Annotated in this window: 10 protein-coding genes and 3 pseudogenes; 5 read left to right on the forward strand and 8 right to left on the reverse strand. The window is 48.3% G+C overall.

All coding sequences use genetic code 11. The features are described 5' to 3' along the window. Window positions 1-124: 124 nt before the first annotated feature. The 8 genes and pseudogenes from ACJHWR_RS00005 to lsrR all read right to left on the reverse strand — a co-directional run. Window positions 125-2,461: pseudogene (locus tag ACJHWR_RS00005) on the reverse strand (fimbria/pilus outer membrane usher protein); the annotation flags it as partial. Between the two features lie 41 nt (window positions 2,462-2,502). Further along, on the reverse strand, window positions 2,503-3,213 hold the full coding sequence (locus tag ACJHWR_RS00010; protein ID WP_012311946.1) for a fimbria/pilus periplasmic chaperone: 711 nt from the start codon (window positions 3,211-3,213) through the stop codon (window positions 2,503-2,505). A gap of 362 nt (window positions 3,214-3,575) precedes the next feature. Beyond that, window positions 3,576-4,139, reverse strand: coding sequence for a type 1 fimbrial major subunit FimA (gene fimA / locus ACJHWR_RS00015; RefSeq protein WP_001296758.1), 564 nt, complete (start codon window positions 4,137-4,139; stop codon window positions 3,576-3,578). A gap of 433 nt (window positions 4,140-4,572) precedes the next feature. Continuing rightward, window positions 4,573-4,839: pseudogene (locus ACJHWR_RS00020) on the reverse strand (helix-turn-helix transcriptional regulator); the annotation flags it as partial. 442 nt (window positions 4,840-5,281) lie between these two features. After that, window positions 5,282-5,347 carry a hypothetical protein gene (locus ACJHWR_RS00025; RefSeq protein WP_241525493.1) on the reverse strand — a complete coding sequence of 22 codons (66 nt, stop codon included), beginning with the start codon at window positions 5,345-5,347 and terminating at the stop codon, window positions 5,282-5,284. A gap of 26 nt (window positions 5,348-5,373) precedes the next feature. Beyond that, a pseudogene (locus ACJHWR_RS00030) lies at window positions 5,374-10,218 on the reverse strand (ECSE_1600 family autotransporter); the annotation flags it as partial. Window positions 10,219-10,747: 529 nt separating this feature from the next. After that, complete coding sequence (lsrK, locus tag ACJHWR_RS00035; RefSeq protein ID WP_000113121.1) at window positions 10,748-12,340, reverse strand: autoinducer-2 kinase; 1,593 nt, start codon at window positions 12,338-12,340, stop codon at window positions 10,748-10,750. A gap of 78 nt (window positions 12,341-12,418) precedes the next feature. Next, entirely contained in the window at window positions 12,419-13,372 is a 954-nt protein-coding gene (gene lsrR / locus ACJHWR_RS00040) for a transcriptional regulator LsrR (protein WP_000154347.1), read from the reverse strand. A 248-nt stretch (window positions 13,373-13,620) separates the two neighbouring features. Between lsrR and lsrA the strand changes: the two genes are divergently transcribed. From lsrA to lsrF, 5 genes are read left to right on the forward strand one after another with little or no spacing between them, the layout of a single operon-like run. Beyond that, entirely contained in the window at window positions 13,621-15,156 is a 1,536-nt protein-coding gene (lsrA, locus tag ACJHWR_RS00045) for an autoinducer 2 ABC transporter ATP-binding protein LsrA (RefSeq protein WP_001194902.1), read from the forward strand. Next, complete coding sequence (gene lsrC, locus ACJHWR_RS00050) at window positions 15,150-16,178, forward strand: autoinducer 2 ABC transporter permease LsrC (RefSeq protein WP_000911178.1); 1,029 nt, start codon at window positions 15,150-15,152, stop codon at window positions 16,176-16,178. Before lsrA ends, lsrC begins: the two co-directional genes overlap by 7 nt. Next, window positions 16,178-17,170, forward strand: coding sequence for an autoinducer 2 ABC transporter permease LsrD (lsrD, locus tag ACJHWR_RS00055; RefSeq protein ID WP_001222725.1), 993 nt, complete (start codon window positions 16,178-16,180; stop codon window positions 17,168-17,170). Before lsrC ends, lsrD begins: the two co-directional genes overlap by 1 nt. 11 nt (window positions 17,171-17,181) lie before the next feature. After that, a complete protein-coding gene (gene lsrB, locus ACJHWR_RS00060; protein ID WP_000172466.1) occupies window positions 17,182-18,204 on the forward strand; it encodes an autoinducer 2 ABC transporter substrate-binding protein LsrB in 1,023 nt (340 codons plus the stop codon). A gap of 26 nt (window positions 18,205-18,230) precedes the next feature. Further along, a complete protein-coding gene (gene lsrF / locus ACJHWR_RS00065) occupies window positions 18,231-19,106 on the forward strand; it encodes a 3-hydroxy-5-phosphonooxypentane-2,4-dione thiolase (protein WP_000774194.1) in 876 nt (291 codons plus the stop codon). The last annotated feature ends 6 nt before the right edge of the window (window positions 19,107-19,112 follow it).

The raw sequence follows: 19,112 nt of genomic DNA on the forward strand, positions 1-19,112 counted from the left end.
TCTGCGTTTCTCCGGTCCTAAGACATCAATCATCTGCTCTCCAATGACTAGTCTAAAAACTAGTATTAAGACTATCACTTATTTAAGTGATATTGGTTGTCTGGAGATTCAGGGGGCCAGTCTAGGTTTCATCCAGTTCAACATTATCTGCAAGGGAATTCGCGTTAAGAGCGACACGATTTTCTCTATATTCTGTCGCAAATGGTAATATGGCATAGCCACGCCAGTCGGTATGAATTCCGGTCTGGTTCTCTATTTTGACATTATCAGCGCCAGGAGCCTTAACCAGAACCATTGTGTCGCCCAGTGGCTGTCCAAAGGTGATGCCATCAGCATGAGCAATAATGCCACCACTCATTCCGTAATAAATCTGGCTGCTGTCACCACTCCGACTGTAACCGATATTCGTATTACCGTAAGCTCCACGATAATTAAGAGAACTGTAACCACTGGTGCCAGACGATGTATTACCCCCGTGGGTGTTACCGACCTGAACACTATAATTCAGGTTATTATCCGGCAGCAGAGTGCCATAAACCCCTGATAGGTTGGTCATGCCGCCTTTCAAATCGTTTGACATACTGTAACTGGCGTTTGAGTTACGAAATGCCGACTGACTGTCTGTACGCATCCAATGACTGAAGGGAACATTAAGCGTAAAAGCAAGTAAATGATCCCGATCGTTTTGCCATATATTATTGGAATAGCTGTAATTCAGCGAAGTCGTAATATCACTAAACGGCACATTTAATCCAAATGATATTTGCTGGTCGCTGCGTGACGTGTTCCAGTAACTTTGGCGACTGGCACTGAAAAATGTCGTACCGTAATTTCCAAGCTGCTGAGAGATGCTTATTTGTTCCTGACCACGCTTACTGTAGAACAGATTAAAATAATCAATAAATTGTGTCTGCTCATTGCTGTCTCCGGTAGGAGGCTTGACGGTGTAACCACTCATTCGACTGTAGGCACTGTCGGATAAGTTATAAAAACCTTGCGTAGAATAGCGATATCCTGCGACCTGGATATTGGTTCCCGTCTGGTAGAAGGATTTGCTGTAGACGGATTTAATCGATTGCCCGCTGTGACGGGTGCCATCTGCAAGTGTCGTATTGGCCTGCGTGATATCGAAAGAAAAGGCACCAAAAAGTCCTAAATCTTTACCAATACCAAGGTTGAAGGCCTGATAATCTTCTGCAATTTGCATTCCGCCATAAGGTGTCCAGTTTCCTTCCAGTCCATGCATCAAGCTACCTTGTATGAACTTGGGGGAGCTTTGCAGGTTATTTCCACTACGATATTCCCCCATGGCAAGCGCATAACGCGTATATCCAGCACGTTGGAGAACCGGAACAGACGAATAAGGAACATATAATGTCTGAATACTGCCGTCTGCCTCTTTTATGGTTACTTGCAGATCACCACCATTGGCCGCAGAGTTGATATCATCAATAGTAAAAGGGCCGGGTGGGACAGTAGTCTGATAAACATCGTATCCATTCTGTTTTACACTCACTTGTGCGGTGCTGCGGGCAATACCATGAATCACCGGAGCGAAACCATGTTGGCTATCGGGCAACATCGCTTCTGTTGAATTTATTTTGAGGCCACGAAAGTTCACACTATCAAAAATATCGCCATCGGTATAACTATCACCTACCGTTAAGCGTGAGCGTAAGGGAATAATGTCACGTTCAGCCGACGTATTGATATGCTGCCATTTATTGCTGTCAGATGAATTGCTACTCCCACTGTTATAACTCCACGTTGAGTTATCGCGCAGTCGCCAACTACCAATGTTGATGCCACTCTGTAAATTCAAATATGCATAGTTGGATTTTCCTGCATTATGGTTGCCACGATTATTAATAGAATTACCATTAAAACTATAGTTTAGTAGCCCAGCATTTATTCCTTCTTCCCACAGATCCGGAGAAACATAGCCGCGAGCCATTCTGCCAACATAAATTTGCGGAACGGAGAGTGATAGATGTTGCTGACCAACATTAAACTCAGATGATGCGTCAGCCAAACGATCCCGAAGTGGTGTGCATGCGCTGTTGTCCGACACATGTTTTTCTGCCGAATGTTCCTTATTGTCTAATAATGCTGATTTTTTTATGCCAAGACTGACAAGAAGGTCTGTACTCAGGCATGGGATGAGATCTGCATTATTATCATCTGCAATAAAAGTAATATCCCGACTAGTCATAAATTCGTCGTTCAAATAAATGTCGACCCGATATGTACCAGGTGGTGCCTCGCGTCCCTTAGTAAAGGCGGATAAATCGACAGATTCAGCAAGATCATTGCTTAAAAACCGTGGATTAAAATAAAACTCTGCGTCAACGGGAAATACCGCAGTTGCTAAGCCAAGGGCAATGGTAAGCCGTGCAAAGCGAGGCAGTAGTAACACCTGATGCATACGATATGCCTTAAATGCGGCACGAAAGGCTGTCATTATTAATTCCGATTGAGTTTATTATTAATTAGGTCACTGGCTTACTGCATGGTTGCCTTAATACGCGGAGTTAATGCACCGTAATCATTGATCGTCTGAAAACTGATATCCCCGGTTGCAGCATGCGGGATATCCACCGATACTTCACCTTTTGGCGGCACCATGGTGTTTGGGAGATTGCTATTTCCTGCTTTCATATTTGTTACGGTAATGAAGTAGGGCGTTGGATTAATAAGAGTGAGTTTGCTACCGCTGCGACGAAACCGAAGCATTGCTGGCGCTTCTTCAGGTGCCATTGCCAGGTTCGTCGGGCGATAAAACATTTTTATGCGGCTAATAATTGCCAGCTGTAATGTATTCTCATTCTTCTGGTCTTTTTCCATAGCAGGAATAGCTTTAACATTAACCCAAAACAGGCTTTCACGGTCGCCTGGTAACTGATGATTAGTGGCGTTGATTATCCGAAGCGTATTCTCTTTTTTACCTTGCATGGAAAAAAGCGGTGGGGTAATGACAAACTGGGTGTCTTTTTGGTCACCTGCATTTTCTATCCATGACTGAATGAGATAGACACTGGCAGGATCATTATTCGTGACAGGCAATAAAACCTGTTTCTGGTTTGCCGGATAAATTACCCGCGTCGCACCAAGTGCGACAGCTGCGTTGGCAATGGTGCTATGGCAAGCAAAGAGCAATAAAAGTAACACTGTCGCCATAAAGGAAATAGAGTAGGGGATACGCGTAGTTTGCATCTGATGCATTCTCCATGTGTTAAGAGGATAAGCGGGAAAACCGTTACATCAGACAATCAGTAAATGTTGCTAATACATTGGCGACTCGCCGGGTTTCCAGACTTAATGCGTTTGTAATAAATGTTGGTTCTCTTTTAATAGGAAAACCTTGCTACAAAGTAAATATTTTAAATAACAGTAAGTTTAACTACTGTTGTTTATTGATCGTTTAGATATTATGTGATTTTTTCATACCGCTCCAAAACACAAACTATTCCTCATTAATAATGAGATGAGCATTGGTGAATTGCTCGGGTGTGCGTAGCCATGCCACACACACCCTGTTTCAATTTCAGATGACGTATAGCCACCTTAAGATTGAATTATAGATATTGAACTTTGAACGTCGCATCAGCGTTTGCAGTACCAGCTACTGACTGCCCGAGAGCAATATAACGAGCCTGGAATGGCAGTATATTCGTGCCATCAATCAAGTCGGTTTTAGCGCTAAAAGTGGCACCATCAAGTATTAATACCTCCCCCGTACGGTCCAAAATTTGAATACCGACATTTTGGGCAGAGCCTGCCGCTGAACTCTGCAGCGCTAAGGTATCGTCATTACTGGTGACAGTAGTACCCAGGAATGCAACAGCTGCATTACTGGAAACATTGGTATCACAATCATTCAGCTTGATATTGAAGCCAACGGCGGAGCTGAGGTCACCTGCTTTAGCCAGGCGAGAAGAACGGACCTGACCCAGCTCAACCGTTTGGTTCATTGATTCTGAATCAATCGCACAAGCGGCATTTACCACTTCACCTTTAAAATGAATAACACCGCCATTAACAGTGGTCGTTACTGATTCATCACCCTCGGCTGCGCTTACCGCAGCAGACGACATCGCCAACACAGAAACGACAATCATACCGACATGTTTGAGTTTCATAATTCTCCAAAATTTATATTTAAGTAGCTGAATAAAGAAAGTTAACAATCAAGTCATTCTGTTATTGCTTATAAAACAAGAATCATTCTTGATGGGATATTGCCCTGAGAATATAGTTTCCAGGGTTATTACATTTCACGAAGAACGATAATATCTTTAAATTACAAGGACACCTAATCACAACAAGTTTATTGCAGCACTTGTTGTAGAGAGTATTTGCAAAGACATTTTATGTCGCTAAATAACATGACGATTTCATTATGCATGTTATTTATAAACCGTGACTAAACAGAATATTATTGCGGACAAGGGAAGTGTCAGGAAAGGTCAAGAGCGACCAATGGTTTATATGGCTATAAATAATTAGCTATAGTTAATGTTTGCCTGGTGTAACTAACACGGAATTGCTCTAAACAGATAAGTGCACGGTTTATTAAAGCTGACCGACAGACTTTCTTAACCTGGTAATATCTCTCTTAGGTGACTCTCCAAACATCCGCGAATATTCCCGACAGAAATGGGATAAGCTTTCGTAACCGACAGCATAGGCTGCAGTGGTGACATCGTAATGTTCATTCAGCATCAGTCGCCTGGCTTCATTGAGGCGTAGCCATTTCTGATACCGGAGTGGACTCATTCCCGCAAGCTGTCTGAAGTGTTGATGGAAAGAGGGGGTGTTCATTTGCACGCGGTTTGCCAGCCTGACTCTTCAACGCAGGGAAGATGCGGCAAACGGCAAACCTGCATACCAGCCAGGCACAGGCCAATCATGAAAGAGGAGAGGCTTTATGTTCTGGAGCCCTGAAGTAATAACGACGACCGGAAAATCGCTTCGCATCACTCAAATTCAATTTAACATAATATACATTATGCGCACCAACATAACCCAAGGGAGAATCCAGTCGTTGGCGGTCATGATGTCCTGCTCATTAACAACGACCAAAACCCCATATCTTACTTAATACCGTATTCTCGGCTTAACCGGTCGTGCAACCTCAACACATTGGTTTCAACTACATCTTATCCGCTCTACGGGATAAACGCTGCGATATCCGCGATCGCGGATAAAAAGGAGGATTTAAAAGTCGTTTGAAGTCGGCAATATTAAGCCGCATGCATCTTCGACATGCGGCTTATACGGTTTACCAGCTATATTTCACACCCAGCATGCCCTGAGTATCGCTATAGCCTTTATCACCTAGTTGCACACCGACATTCCCCCACAGGCTAAGGTTGTTATATTCGCATCGTTCTGATACCAGGTCGCGTACAGTCCTGCGCTGTAACCGCTGATGCGCCCATCCGATTTATAACCCACATGATTACTCTGAGTATTACTGTGCTGATTGGCATAGCCTGCCATGACGCCGAGATGCCAGCGATCCTGCGTGCTACTCCACTGCGCCAAATCGCCGCCTAGCTGCAATACATAGCGGTTAGCCTGAGTATTTAGCTGACCATCACCGGTCCTGAAACGTTCGTGCCCTCCGACATGACGCATCCACATACTGGTTGCCGAATCCTGAACTCGCAGTGAATCTGTATACTGCGGCTCACCCAGACGGTCGTGTAAGCGATGGCTAAACAGCGAGTTGGCTGCGGCAATGTTGCTGATATAGCTTCCGGCCTCCGGGCGATAAACTGATGGGCCTTCCGGATCCACAACAGGGGGATTATTGATGGGATCGGGTGTATCCGCTGGCGTTACGCCGTCCCATTTACTGGTCAGATACCAGTTTTTCTCGTCATTCCCCTTCCCTTTAGCCAGCGTGTAGACGTAAGCCCCAGCTTCGACAGTTCCGGTGGTCAGCGCGAAGTTACCTGCAGAATTACCGCCAACCTCAATGAGTTCAATACCGTTGACCGTTTGTGCACCGACGCCGCCAATGTTATCAACCCGAACGCGAGTGTTCCCTTGGGTATCGCCTTTCACGTTCATTTTATCCGTGGGTGAATTATCGCCGCCCAGCGTCGCGTTGAACGTCATCAGGCCATTGTTTCCGGTATAGTTGCCGTTAACGGTCAGTACATTCCCCGGTTTCCCCCCTTCGCTGTTCATTTGAACCGTGCCACCATTCTCCAGGTTACCGCCGACAGTGGTTTTAGCGACACGCAGTGTCCCCCCTGGCATAACGTTCACATCACCTGCAGTGGTGACATTTCCCGACATCACACCGCTGTTATGGATATTAATGTGCTGACTTGCCATATTAATGGCAGAGTCGGAACCGAAAGCAATTTCACCACCCACGATATCCGTCGTACCCTGATACGCCGCGGAATCTTTGTTAAGAGTCAGGATCCCGGTACCCAGTTTTGTCACATCACCGCTACCGCTGATACTGTGCGTCATCGCCCAGCTACGCTCAGTGGCGATGGTGAGCAGGCCATTATTGATAACGGAAGCATCCCCCAGGTTTTTCTGCTCGTTGACGCTGAGCGCGCTGCCTGTATCAATGTTGAATTGCCCCACAAAGCGGCTATTATCGCCATCCAGCTCTACGTCTGTCCTGGCGGTTGCGCTCACGATACCCTTCCCGCTTATGCTATTACGCAGTTCGCCGGTCACGTTTTTTAGCGTTAACAGACCGTCATTGGCAATATTTCCTCTGCCTAACCCCTGCGTATTATCGAGGCTGACTTCCGCATTTGGGCTAACGCTGGTTAACGCATTGTAGCGTGCATTAAGCCCCTCGATAGCCAGCGTTCCCCCTGTAACATTCAGGTTTCCGCCACCTGTCAGTTCACCCTGACTGATCCCACCTTTATTTACCGTCAGCGACCCTTCTTTGAACAAAACAGTCGAACCCATCTGCCCGGTGAATGTCTCTACCGTCTGCGTCGATCCATTAAGATCGACGATGGCCGCGTTGCTGATGTTCAGTTCCCGGGTGTTGCCCAGCGCGCCATCCGCATCGGTACGTAATGTCCCCATCTGAACGTAGGTTGCCCCCTGATAGTCGTTCTGACCGTTGGAAAGCGAAACCTGTCGCACCGTATTGATTGCCAGATCCCCTTCACCACCGATTTTTGCCGACATATCGGCCGTTGCGCCATAGGCTCCGCCATGTTCGGCTAATGTCAGCTTTTGCCCACCATGGATGTTCAGCGCTTTCAGCCCATAGTTAACGTACAAACCATCACCTGGTGCGGTCGTGAGGCGGAATCCATAATCACCCTCAGCGACCACCGTTCCGTTTTGCGCAATGTGTAACGTTTTGTCCGCTTCCACCTCGTCGCCCTGTAAATCACGTAACGTTAATGAGCCACCCGACCCAATAACCGTTTGCGCCTTCACCAGTTGAACGCCGACATGGTTATCATCGTGTTCCAGCAAATTGAGCGTCGTCAGAGGGTTATTCGCCATGGGATCATTCCACGGTTTAGGCACGTCGATAAGCACGTCGCCCGTCCCGTTTACCTGATAGTTACGGCCTTTCCAGGTGTAGTCACTCGCGCCGACAACCAGCGTATCGACGCTGATATATCCCTCTGCAAGCGTCGCAGCAGGAATATCCGTATCGAAAATGAGCGTACCGCCATTCATGGCCAGTCCACCAATGGATTGCTCTCCTACGTTTACCGATGTGGTATTTTCAATGTCAGACTGCAACATCGCGTGAGTAAGCGCAGCGGTGTTGTCGCGTTCCAGAGTGAAGGTACTGTCTTTCAGTTGGGCAACACCGGCGAATTCAGTCCCTGTTGCATGGGTAAAGCCAAACATCTTGTCGGAGGATGACAGCTGCACTCGCATCAAGCCATCGCCTTTGAGCGCATTGGTCAGCGTGTAATCTCCTGCGCTGTTCGTTGATGCGAGAATGTCGAGCGTACCGGGGCTTGCAATGGTGACTTCACTCGAACCCATGCCTGTTACCCCATCTGCCGTATGTGACGCAATAGTCAGGAGGCCGTCATTGACCAGCGTTTTACCGCTATAAGTATTCCCTGCATTGAACACCGTATGGCCTGCATCATGCATCACTTTTCCGTCTTTATCGTCACCCGTAATCAGCATATCGACCTGGTAGCCGGCATCACTGTTATTGGTATGATTAAAGACAAAAACGCCTTCGCCAAGACCAAACTCCACTTTCGTCGCATTGGTAATAAACCCGGCATCTGCCGCCACCTCACCGTGAGCAGCACCAATGTTTAGCGTTCCTACAGCAGGCTCAAAAACACCTAAGTAAACTTCTCCACCTTCGACATTCAGCGTGCCGTTATTCGTCAGGGTTAACGTACCTGTGCCAGTCGTCCCTACGTTCATATTGAATGTTTCAAGAAGAGAGTTCTGCCCATCCACCCGCACGTCGCCCTTACTTTTGTCATTCAGAGCTATCTGTGTATCACGCGCTTTAACTATACCTCCGGTGGTAATATTCAGTTCACCCGTACCTAATACACCGACCTGTAGCAATTGGGCGTTAGTAGATGACGTTTTTAAATTCCAGAGACTATCCGTTGAAATATTAACTATCCCCTTACCGGAGGCATTTCCTCCGATAAATCCATAGCCCGTTGAATTAAGGGTGGCACCATTACTGACATTTACGATGCCGCTACCAAAATTACCGACATTGATACCTACAGTATCGAACGATGATGTCGCATCCATCAGGTTCAGTGTGCCGATACCGCTTGCTTTATCGCCCAAAAAAGTAATATTTTGCGATACGAACTTACCGCCATCGCTGATATTGAGGTTTCCGACGCCCGCAACACCAATAGTGGTATAGACATTCTTATTGACCTCCCACATCCCCCCCGTGGTGATGCTAACCTTCCCGATGCCGGTTTCTCCATAACCGAGTGAACTTCCTCCGTTGCTGACAACAAGCCCCTCATTACTGATATTCATTTCGCCGTGGCCGTCATAACCAAGATTAGTTCCGAGATTAGTGATAACGGAGTTCTTATCCTTAACAGTAATGTTGCCTGTGCCTGTTTCTTTCATCCCCGCAGTGATAATTCCCGAATCTACTTTGCCTTCACTAGAGACATTAAGTTCACCGTCGCCAGCATCACCGATATAGATATAGCGGAAAGCTTCGCCCGTTCCGAGGAAATTCCAATGCCCTTTATCGGTCACGTTGACGACACCGTGGGAACCGTCCTGAACGCCCACCAATGAATATTCTTTGTTATTAATCAGTCCATTATTGGAAATATTGACTTTGCCATTACCGAAATATCCATTATAGAGTCTGCGTACCGTGATGACAGAGTCTTGATCCTGCACATTCAGGGTTCCGATACCGGTGGCATTGCCTCCGATAATCGTATTTTCAGCCGTAATCAGTCCACCCTCGCGAATAGTCGCTTCCCCAGTTCCTTGATTACCAATTTGAAATTCAATTGAGGAATCGTTATTTTTTATTAGCCACTCACCGCCCTTTTCAACGACAACCTTACCATTACTGTTCGCTTGATATCCTACAGTGGCGACTATTGAACTCGTGACGTAACCCTTATCCGTAATATTTAATGAGCCCGTACCGTAACTCCCTATTTCGAATAATTCGGTCGTCAGAACCGAGTCCTCTCCCTCAACATTAACCGTCCCGACGCCTCCTGTCGAAGAACCTATCCTTAAATATCCTCCGTCAACGTGACCCTTCTGTTTAATATTCAGCGTCCCCGTTCCGGATTGACCCACATTTAAAGGCCTTGCATTATTTCCGCTATCATACAATCGCCAGGTGCCACCCAAAACATTAACGGTGCCCTCCGAGTCCTCATTACCACCAATGACGCTGGTAGTAATAGTGGTTAAGGAGGCATTACCGCCAGCCAAAATATTAAGCACTCCAGTGCCATACCACCCAACCAGGTAGGCATCGTAAGCAACATCAGTATTAATATTGGTAATCTGACCATTATCAACTTCCAGACTCGCACCAGACGCTGAACCGCTTAGTGCCAGCAAAACACCCAGCGTCAATCTACTGAATTTCGTTGTCAATCCAGAGGATTTACGCAAATTAACCGTCGATGTTTTACCTACCCTGCGAGTTAATTCCGAGCAGGCCTGAAATACCTGTAGGGTGCAATTCCATATCACGCGATAGATTCTATTCATATAAACGCTCCATATACAAACAATACAGCCACGAAAGAGATGAGTCGTCAGACATTAAAAATGAAACTTATTAAATTGTCAGAGGTCTGTATTGAGTGTTGGTTGGAGGTGGGAAGGTGTCAATTTGGCTAACTTTCTAATGCTTTCGAATTGATAGATTAAAAATCGCATAGTTCTTATTTTATTTAAAAATGAACCATGAGTTATTGTTGCTTAATAAGAAAAATATTTCTTTCAATAAGAAAATTACCATCATCATATTTAACAAAGAATAGCACTAATTGCTAAAAAAGAACTCTATTAAAACTCTTTTTCATTCATTTATGCCTTTAGGAATATTCGCTATAAAATAAGGGTTATGCTTAATGTTTTAAGAAAAATAGCAATTTCCCCTTGAATATAGTACTGGCGATGGAACGATGAATCTGCAAGCTGGCATTTAACAAGCCAGTTCTAAAAGAAGGGAAATAAGAATAACTATACTCAAAAACTAACAGCCACGGTCATCATGATGTGGCTGTCAATGAAACTATAACCCAGGCGCTTTCCATAACGACGTCGTCAGTCCATGATCAACCAGCCCCAGCTGATCCTGATAAACTGCCTGCCACTTATCGCGTGAATCCTGATAAAGTTCATGCTTTTCTGGGTCTGGTGTGTGCGTCCGTTCCCAGCGAACCAGGCGTTCTCCGGTTTCTGCCATTGATGAAAAAATTCCGGCACCGACGCCAGCTGCAATGGCACATCCTAATGCAGTGGCTTCTTTGACCACCGGAATATTGACGGGTAATCCCGAGACATCAGCGAGAATTTGACTCCATAATTTCCCTTTTGAACCTCCGCCTGCAAAGACCAGAGATGTGGGATGAATATTCGAAAAATCAGCAATTTGCTGCAAGTTACACGCTGATACAATCGACGCATTTTCTTCCAGCGCACGGAACAATGTCGCTTTGTTACATTTATCCGGGTCAATGGACAAGTTAATAAAGGAAGGCGCAGCGTGATACCAGGTTTTAAAGCGCATTCTGTCGGAGAATATCGGCATTACGCCCCACGACCCAGGCGGCACACGACTTGCCATCTCTTCAAGCAGCGTATAGGTGTCGATGCCTAAACGTTCGGCAATCAGTTTTTCTTCGGCACAGAAAGCATCGCGGAACCAGCGCATGGTGAGTCCGGTAAAAAAGCTTATAGATTCAGCTTGTACCATGCCAGGAATAACATGGGGATTAACGCGCACGTTCATTTCTGGGTCTGTCACCGGCGCGGCTAAGTTTACAACTTGCTGCCAGAATGTGCCGCCAAGAACCGCGGTTTGTGCCGGACGTACAACGCCTAACCCCAGGCAACCAAGCTGCACGTCACCTCCTCCAACGACCACCGGAGTGCCCGCCTTCAGACCGCAGAGCTCCGCCGCGTGTGAACTTACCACGCCCAGCAATGTGCCGGTTTCTTTGACAGGAGAAAGAATATCGGCACGCAGGCCAGCCATATCCAGCAATGCAGGTTTCCAGTCACGGGTGGTTAGATCAAGAAGTCCCGTGGTGCCAGCGTTAGAGGGATCCACCGCCAGTTCGCCGCTGAGCATATAGGCCAGCCAGTCGCTGATCATGGTGATGGTCGACGCCTGTCGGTAGATATCGGAACGATGGTGCGCCAGCCAAAGTAATCTGGGGATGGCGCTTAAAGCCAGCGTTTGCCCGGTCGCTCGATAAACTTTGTTTTCAAAGGTATTGTTGTGCAGTTCTTTAAGTTCGCTAACTTCGCGCGCCGCTCTGGCATCCACATTGGCGCAGGCCCAGATCGGTGTTCCATCATTGTTATATAAAACAATGCCTTCACGCATCGAACATGCCGAAACGGCAGCGATATACTCCGGGGCTATGCCGGCGTTGTGCAGCGCCTGGCGCATACACTCACACGCCAGTTGCCAGTTTTTGTTGAGATCAAATTCCATAGAACCAGGAACGTCCGGTACTGCCAGATGCCGCCACTCCGCCTGTCCCACGGCTATTTGATTGCCTTCCAGGTCGAATATCACAGCCCGAATACTTCCGGTGCCTGCATCCAGCGCCATCAGGTAGTACTTTGATTCTGAAGGGGTAAAGAGTCGAGCCATTAGATTATCCTCGGCTTATGCGTTCTGTCTGTTCCTCTATACGTTCTCCATCATTCCCGGTAATAAGGTCATGCAAATTTAACTACGTAAAATCGCCGCTGCTGTATCCTGATCGGTAACCAGTGCGTTGATATAACCGCCTTTCATTGCAGCGGCAATTGCTTCGGCTTTATTTTCTCCCCCTGCCACGCCAACCCGGACGGGTATGGTCTTCAGCGCGCTTAAAGGTAAGCCAATCAGTTCGTTATGTATTTTAATATCCGTGACAACGTCACCTTTTGCATCAAAAAAGTAGCCTAAAATGTCGCCAACCGCCCCTTTTCGACCAATCATTAACTGTTCGCCCTGGCTGATATAACCGGAGCGAATGATCGTCGCGTCGTCTTGTTGACTCACGGCCCCAATGCCGACAATCGCCACATCCGCAGCTTGTGCGGCTAGCAGAACATCTTTGACGCAATTTTCATTTTTTAGCGTATGGGCAATGTCAGCGGAGGATGCCCGCAACGGAGCCGGAATAATATTCACACTGCACGCCGCGTTAAGCTGCCCGATACCCGTCATATAAGAACCGACTCCACCGGAGAGCGTGACCAGGCGAATTTGCTGTGACGAAATAAAACCACTTAAGCGTTGCAGCGTATTCATGGTTGCCTCGCCAAAACCAATCGCCAGCATCTGTTGTGGTTGAAGTAAACTCATCAACATATGCGCCGCGCCTATCCCTAGTCGCCCGCCGACATCAGCATCCGCAAGCCCTGGGATCACCCGGACATGTTGCAGCGAAAACTGACGACATAATTGTGTTTCATATTCCAGACAGCCTTCAAAGCGTGAATTAATCTGTACGCGAATAATGCCGGATTGATGCCCTTTCTCCAGTAATCGCGACACTTTCAAACGGGTCAGGCCGAGACGATCGCTGATCTCACTCTGGGTCAGCCCGTCGTGGTAGTAAAACCACGCAATCCGTGCGACCTGTTCTTCTTCACACATTCCCTGTTCTGAAATTACCGAATCGTTGATTGTCATAATTCATTCTTCACTTTGAACATACTTAAATCTTTAATGCAATTGTTCAGTTCTTGCGCATTTATATCTGTGATGGCAACCACAGTTTGACTCTATGAGCATGAACAAACGCAACCGTGAAAATCAAAATAGCATAAATTGTGATCTATTCGTCGGAAATATGTGCAATGTCCACCTAAGGTTATGAACAAATTAAAAGCAGAAATACATTTGTTCAAAACTCACCTGCAAAACTGAACGGGGGAAATATGCAAACGAGTGATACCCGCGCGTTACCGCTACTTTGCGCCCGCTCGGTTTATAAACAGTATTCAGGAGTTAATGTCCTGAAAGGCATCGATTTTACGTTGCATCAGGGGGAGGTCCACGCCCTGCTCGGCGGCAATGGTGCCGGTAAATCGACGTTAATGAAGATTATTGCCGGTATTACCCCTGCTGATAGCGGTACGCTGGAGATTGGGGGCAACAACTACGTCAGATTAACGCCAGTTCATGCTCATCAGCTGGGCATTTATCTCGTTCCCCAGGAACCGCTGCTTTTTCCAAGCCTGTCGATAAAAGAAAACATCCTGTTTGGTCTGGCAAAAAAACAGCTCTCCATACAGAAAATGAATAACTTGCTGGCGGCGCTGGGCTGCCAGTTTGATCTGCATAGTCTGGCAGGATCGCTGGATGTCGCCGATCGCCAAATGGTGGAAATCCTCCGCGGGCTGATGCGCGATTCGCGAATTCTGATCCTCGATGAACCTACCGCCTCGCTTACTCCCGCCGAAACCGAACGTTTGTTTATTCGCTTGCGGGAGCTGCTTGCTACTGGCGTGGGTATTGTTTTTATCTCGCATAAGCTGCCGGAAATTCGCCAGATTGCCGACCGAATTAGCGTGATGCGCGACGGAACCATCGCCTTAAGCGGCAAAACCAGCGAACTGTCTACCGACGACATTATTCAGGCCATTACGCCAGCGCTACGGGAAAAATCGCTCTCTGCCAGCCAAAAATTATGGCTGGAATTACCTGGCAACCGCCCACAACATGCCGCGGGAACGCCGGTGCTGACACTGGAAAATCTGACCGGCGAAGGTTTCAGGAATGTCAGCCTGACGCTCAATGCCGGAGAAATTCTGGGCCTGGCTGGGCTGGTGGGAGCCGGACGCACAGAACTGGCCGAGACGCTCTATGGTCTGCGTACTTTGCGTGGCGGACGCATTATGCTGAATGGTAAAGAGATCAATAGATTATCCACCGGAGAACGTTTACTGCGCGGTCTGGTTTATCTGCCGGAAGATCGCCAGTCATCCGGACTTAATCTCGATGCTTCACTGGCGTGGAACGTCTGCGCCCTTACTCATAACCTTCGTGGATTCTGGGCGAAAACCGCGAAAGATAATGCCACCCTGGAACGATATCGTCGGGCGCTGAATATTAAATTTAACCAACCGGAACAAGCTGCGCGGACCTTATCCGGCGGCAACCAGCAAAAAATCCTGATTGCCAAATGCCTGGAAGCCTCGCCGCAAGTATTGATTGTCGATGAGCCGACGCGCGGCGTGGATGTCTCGGCGCGTAATGATATCTACCAACTGTTGCGCAGCATCGCCGCACAGAATGTGGCTGTGCTGCTTATCTCCTCTGATCTCGAAGAGATCGAACTGATGGCAGATCGCGTGTATGTGATGCATCAGGGCGAAATTGCCCACTCTGCACTGACCGGGCGCGATATTAATGTCGAGACCATTATGCGCGTTGCCTTCGGCGATAGTCAGCGTCAGGAGGCGTCATGCTGAAATTTATTCAGAACAACCGTGAAATCACGGCACTGCTGGCGGTGGTGCTGCTGTTTGTATTACCCGGTTTTCTCGACCGTCAGTATTTAAGTGTGCAAACGCTGACCATGGTTTATAGCAGCGCGCAAATCCTGATCCTGCTGGCAATGGGCGCGACGCTGGTAATGCTTACGCGCAATATTGATGTTTCAGTGGGTTCGATTACCGGAATGTGCGCGGTGCTGTTGGGGATGTTACTGAACGCGGGGTATTCACTACCTGTTGCTTGTGTCGCGACTTTACTGCTTGGTTTGCTCGCGGGATTTTTCAACGGTGTCCTGGTCGCGTGGCTAAAGATCCCTGCCATTGTTGCCACGCTCGGTACATTAGGGTTGTACAGAGGCATCATGTTGCTGTGGACTGGCGGTAAATGGATTGAGGGATTACCCGCCGAACTGAAACAACTCTCCGCCCCGCTGCTGTTTGGCGTTTCCGCGATTGGTTGGTTGACGATAATTCTGGTGGCATTTATGGCCTGGCTGCTGGCAAAGACGGCGTTTGGACGCAGTTTTTATGTCACGGGCGATAATTTACAGGGCGCTCGTCAACTGGGCGTTCGTACGGAAGCCATTCGCATTGTGGCATTTTCGTTGAACGGCTGCATGGCGGCACTGGCGGGAATTGTGTTTGCTTCGCAGATTGGTTTTATCCCCAACCAGACCGGTACCGGGCTGGAGATGAAAGCAATTGCAGCCTGCGTTCTGGGCGGCATTAGTTTGCTCGGCGGTTCCGGCGCGATCATCGGTGCGGTACTCGGCGCATGGTTCCTGACGCAGATCGATAGTGTACTGGTGCTGTTGCGCATTCCGGCATGGTGGAATGATTTTATCGCGGGCATGGTTCTGCTGGCGGTGCTGGTGTTTGATGGACGCCTGCGTTGTGCGCTGGAACGTAATCTGCGGCGGCAAAAATATGCCCGCTTTATGATGCCACCGCCACCCGTTAAACCCGCTTCGTCAGGTAAAAAACGGGAGGCCGCGTAATGCGTATTCGCTACGGTTGGGAACTGGCTCTTGCCGCACTGCTCGTTATTGAGATTGTTGCATTTGGTGCAATTAACCCGCGGATGTTAGATCTCAATATGTTGCTGTTCAGCACCAGTGACTTTATCTGCATTGGCATTGTCGCCCTACCGCTGACGATGGTGATTGTCAGTGGTGGGATCGATATTTCGTTTGGTTCGACCATCGGCCTCTGCGCCATTGCATTGGGCGTACTGTTTCAAAGTGGTGTGCCGATGCCGCTGGCGATTCTTCTGACCTTACTGCTCGGCGCATTGTGCGGGTTGATCAACGCCGGATTAATTATCTATACCAAAGTTAACCCGCTGGTGATTACGCTTGGCACGCTGTATCTGTTTGCCGGAAGCGCCCTGCTGCTTTCCGGGATGGCCGGAGCGACGGGGTACGAAGGTATTGGTGGATTCCCGATGGCGTTTACAGATTTCGCTAACCTGGATGTGCTGGGACTCCCCGTTCCGCTGATTATCTTCCTGATATGTCTCCTCGTTTTCTGGCTCTGGCTGCATAAAACCCATGCCGGACGTAACGTGTTTTTAATTGGGCAAAGCCCGCGTGTGGCGGTTTATAGCGCGATTCCGGTAAACCGCACCTTGTGTGCGCTCTATGCCATGACGGGGCTGGCGTCTGCGGTCGCCGCTGTGCTGCTGGTATCGTATTTTGGTTCAGCACGTTCCGATCTCGGTGCGTCGTTTCTGATGCCCGCCATCACCGCCGTAGTGCTCGGCGGTGCCAATATTTATGGTGGTTCTGGTTCCATTATCGGCACCGCCATTGCGGTTTTATTAGTGGGATATTTGCAACAAGGTTTGCAAATGGCAGGAGTGCCAAATCAGGTGTCCAGCGCCCTTTCCGGTGCGCTACTTATCGTCGTTGTCGTAGGTCGTTCCGTTAGCCTGCATCGCCAGCAAATTAAAGAGTGGCTGGCGCGTCGGGCCAATAACCCATTGCCATAAAGGATATCTTCATGACACTTCATCGCTTTAAGAAAATCGCCTTACTTAGCGCTCTTGGCATTGCCGCAATCTCTATGAATGTGCAGGCCGCAGAGCGTATTGCATTTATTCCCAAACTGGTTGGCGTGGGATTTTTTACCAGCGGTGGCAACGGCGCACAACAAGCGGGTAAAGAGCTGGGCGTTGATGTGACCTACGACGGGCCGACAGAACCCAGTGTTTCTGGTCAGGTACAGTTGATTAATAACTTCGTCAATCAGGGTTATAACGCCATTATCGTTTCTGCGGTTTCGCCTGATGGCTTGTGTCCGGCACTGAAACGCGCCATGCAACGTGGTGTGAGAGTGCTGACCTGGGACTCTGATACCAAACCGGAGTGCCGCTCTTACTACATTAATCAGGGAACGCCCGCCCAGTTGGGAGGTATGTTGGTGGATATGGCGGCGCGTCAGGTGAATAAAGACAAAGCCAAAGTCGCGTTTTTCTACTCAAGCCCCACCGTTACGGACCAAAACCAGTGGGTGAAAGAAGCGAAAGCGAAAATCGCCAAAGAGCATCCAGGCTGGGAAATTGTCACTACGCAGTTTGGCTATAACGATGCCACTAAATCGTTACAAACCGCAGAAGGAATATTAAAAGCCTATAGCGATCTCGACGCCATTATCGCCCCCGATGCCAATGCCCTGCCCGCTGCCGCACAAGCCGCAGAAAACCTGAAAAATGACAAAGTTGCGATTGTCGGATTCAGTACGCCAAATGTGATGCGTCCATATGTGGAACGCGGCACGGTGAAAGAATTTGGCCTGTGGGATGTGGTTCAGCAAGGCAAAATATCAGTTTATGTCGCGGATGCATTATTGAAAAAAGGATCAATGAAAACGGGCGACAAGCTGGATATTCAGGGCGTAGGTCAGGTTGAAGTCTCGCCAAACAGCGTTCAGGGCTATGACTACGAAGCGGATGGTAATGGCATCGTACTGTTACCGGAGCGCGTGATATTCAACAAAGAGAATATCGGCAAATACGATTTCTGATGTGCATTACTTAACCGGAGTACGTTATGGCAGATTTAGACGATATTAAAGATGGTAAGGATTTTCGTACCGATCAACCGCAACAAAATATCCCTTTTACCCTGAAAGGTTGCGGTGCACTGGATTGGGGAATGCAGTCACGCTTATCGCGGATATTTAATTCGAAAACGGGTAAAACCGTGATGCTGGCTTTTGATCATGGTTATTTTCAGGGGCCGACTACCGGACTTGAACGCATTGATATAAGTATCGCCCCGCTGTTTGAACATGCCGATGTATTAATGTGTACGCGCGGCATTTTGCGCAGCGTAGTCCCCCCTGCGACCAATAAGCCGGTGGTACTGCGGGCGTCTGGTGCGAACTCTATTCTGGCGGAATTAAGTAATGAAGCCGTGGCGTTATCGATGGATGACGCCGTGCGCCTGAACAGTTGCGCGGTGGCGGCGCAGGTTTATATCGGCAGCGAATATGAACATCAGTCGATCAAAAATATTATTCAGCTGGTCGATGCCGGAATGAAAGTGGGAATGCCGACCATGGCCGTGACAGGCGTGGGCAAAGATATGGTGCGCGATCAGCGTTATTTCTCGCTCGCGACTCGAATCGCCGCTGAAATGGGGGCGCAAATTATCAAAACCTATTATGTCGATAAAGGTTTTGAACGGATTGTTGCCGGATGTCCGGTACCCATTGTTATTGCTGGCGGTAAAAAATTACCGGAGCGCGAGGCGCTGGAAATGTGCTGGCAGGCTATCGATCAGGGCGCTTCTGGTGTGGATATGGGGCGTAATATTTTCCAGTCTGACCATCCGGTGGCGATGATGAAAGCCGTACAGGCGGTGGTTCACCATAACGAAACGGCTGATCGGGCATATGAACTCTATCTGAGTGAAAAACAGTAACTGCGG

Origin of the sequence: Escherichia sp. WS568, from assembly GCF_046486085.1 — a bacterium.
In the GTDB taxonomy this organism is placed as follows: Bacteria; Pseudomonadota; Gammaproteobacteria; order Enterobacterales; family Enterobacteriaceae; genus Escherichia; species Escherichia coli.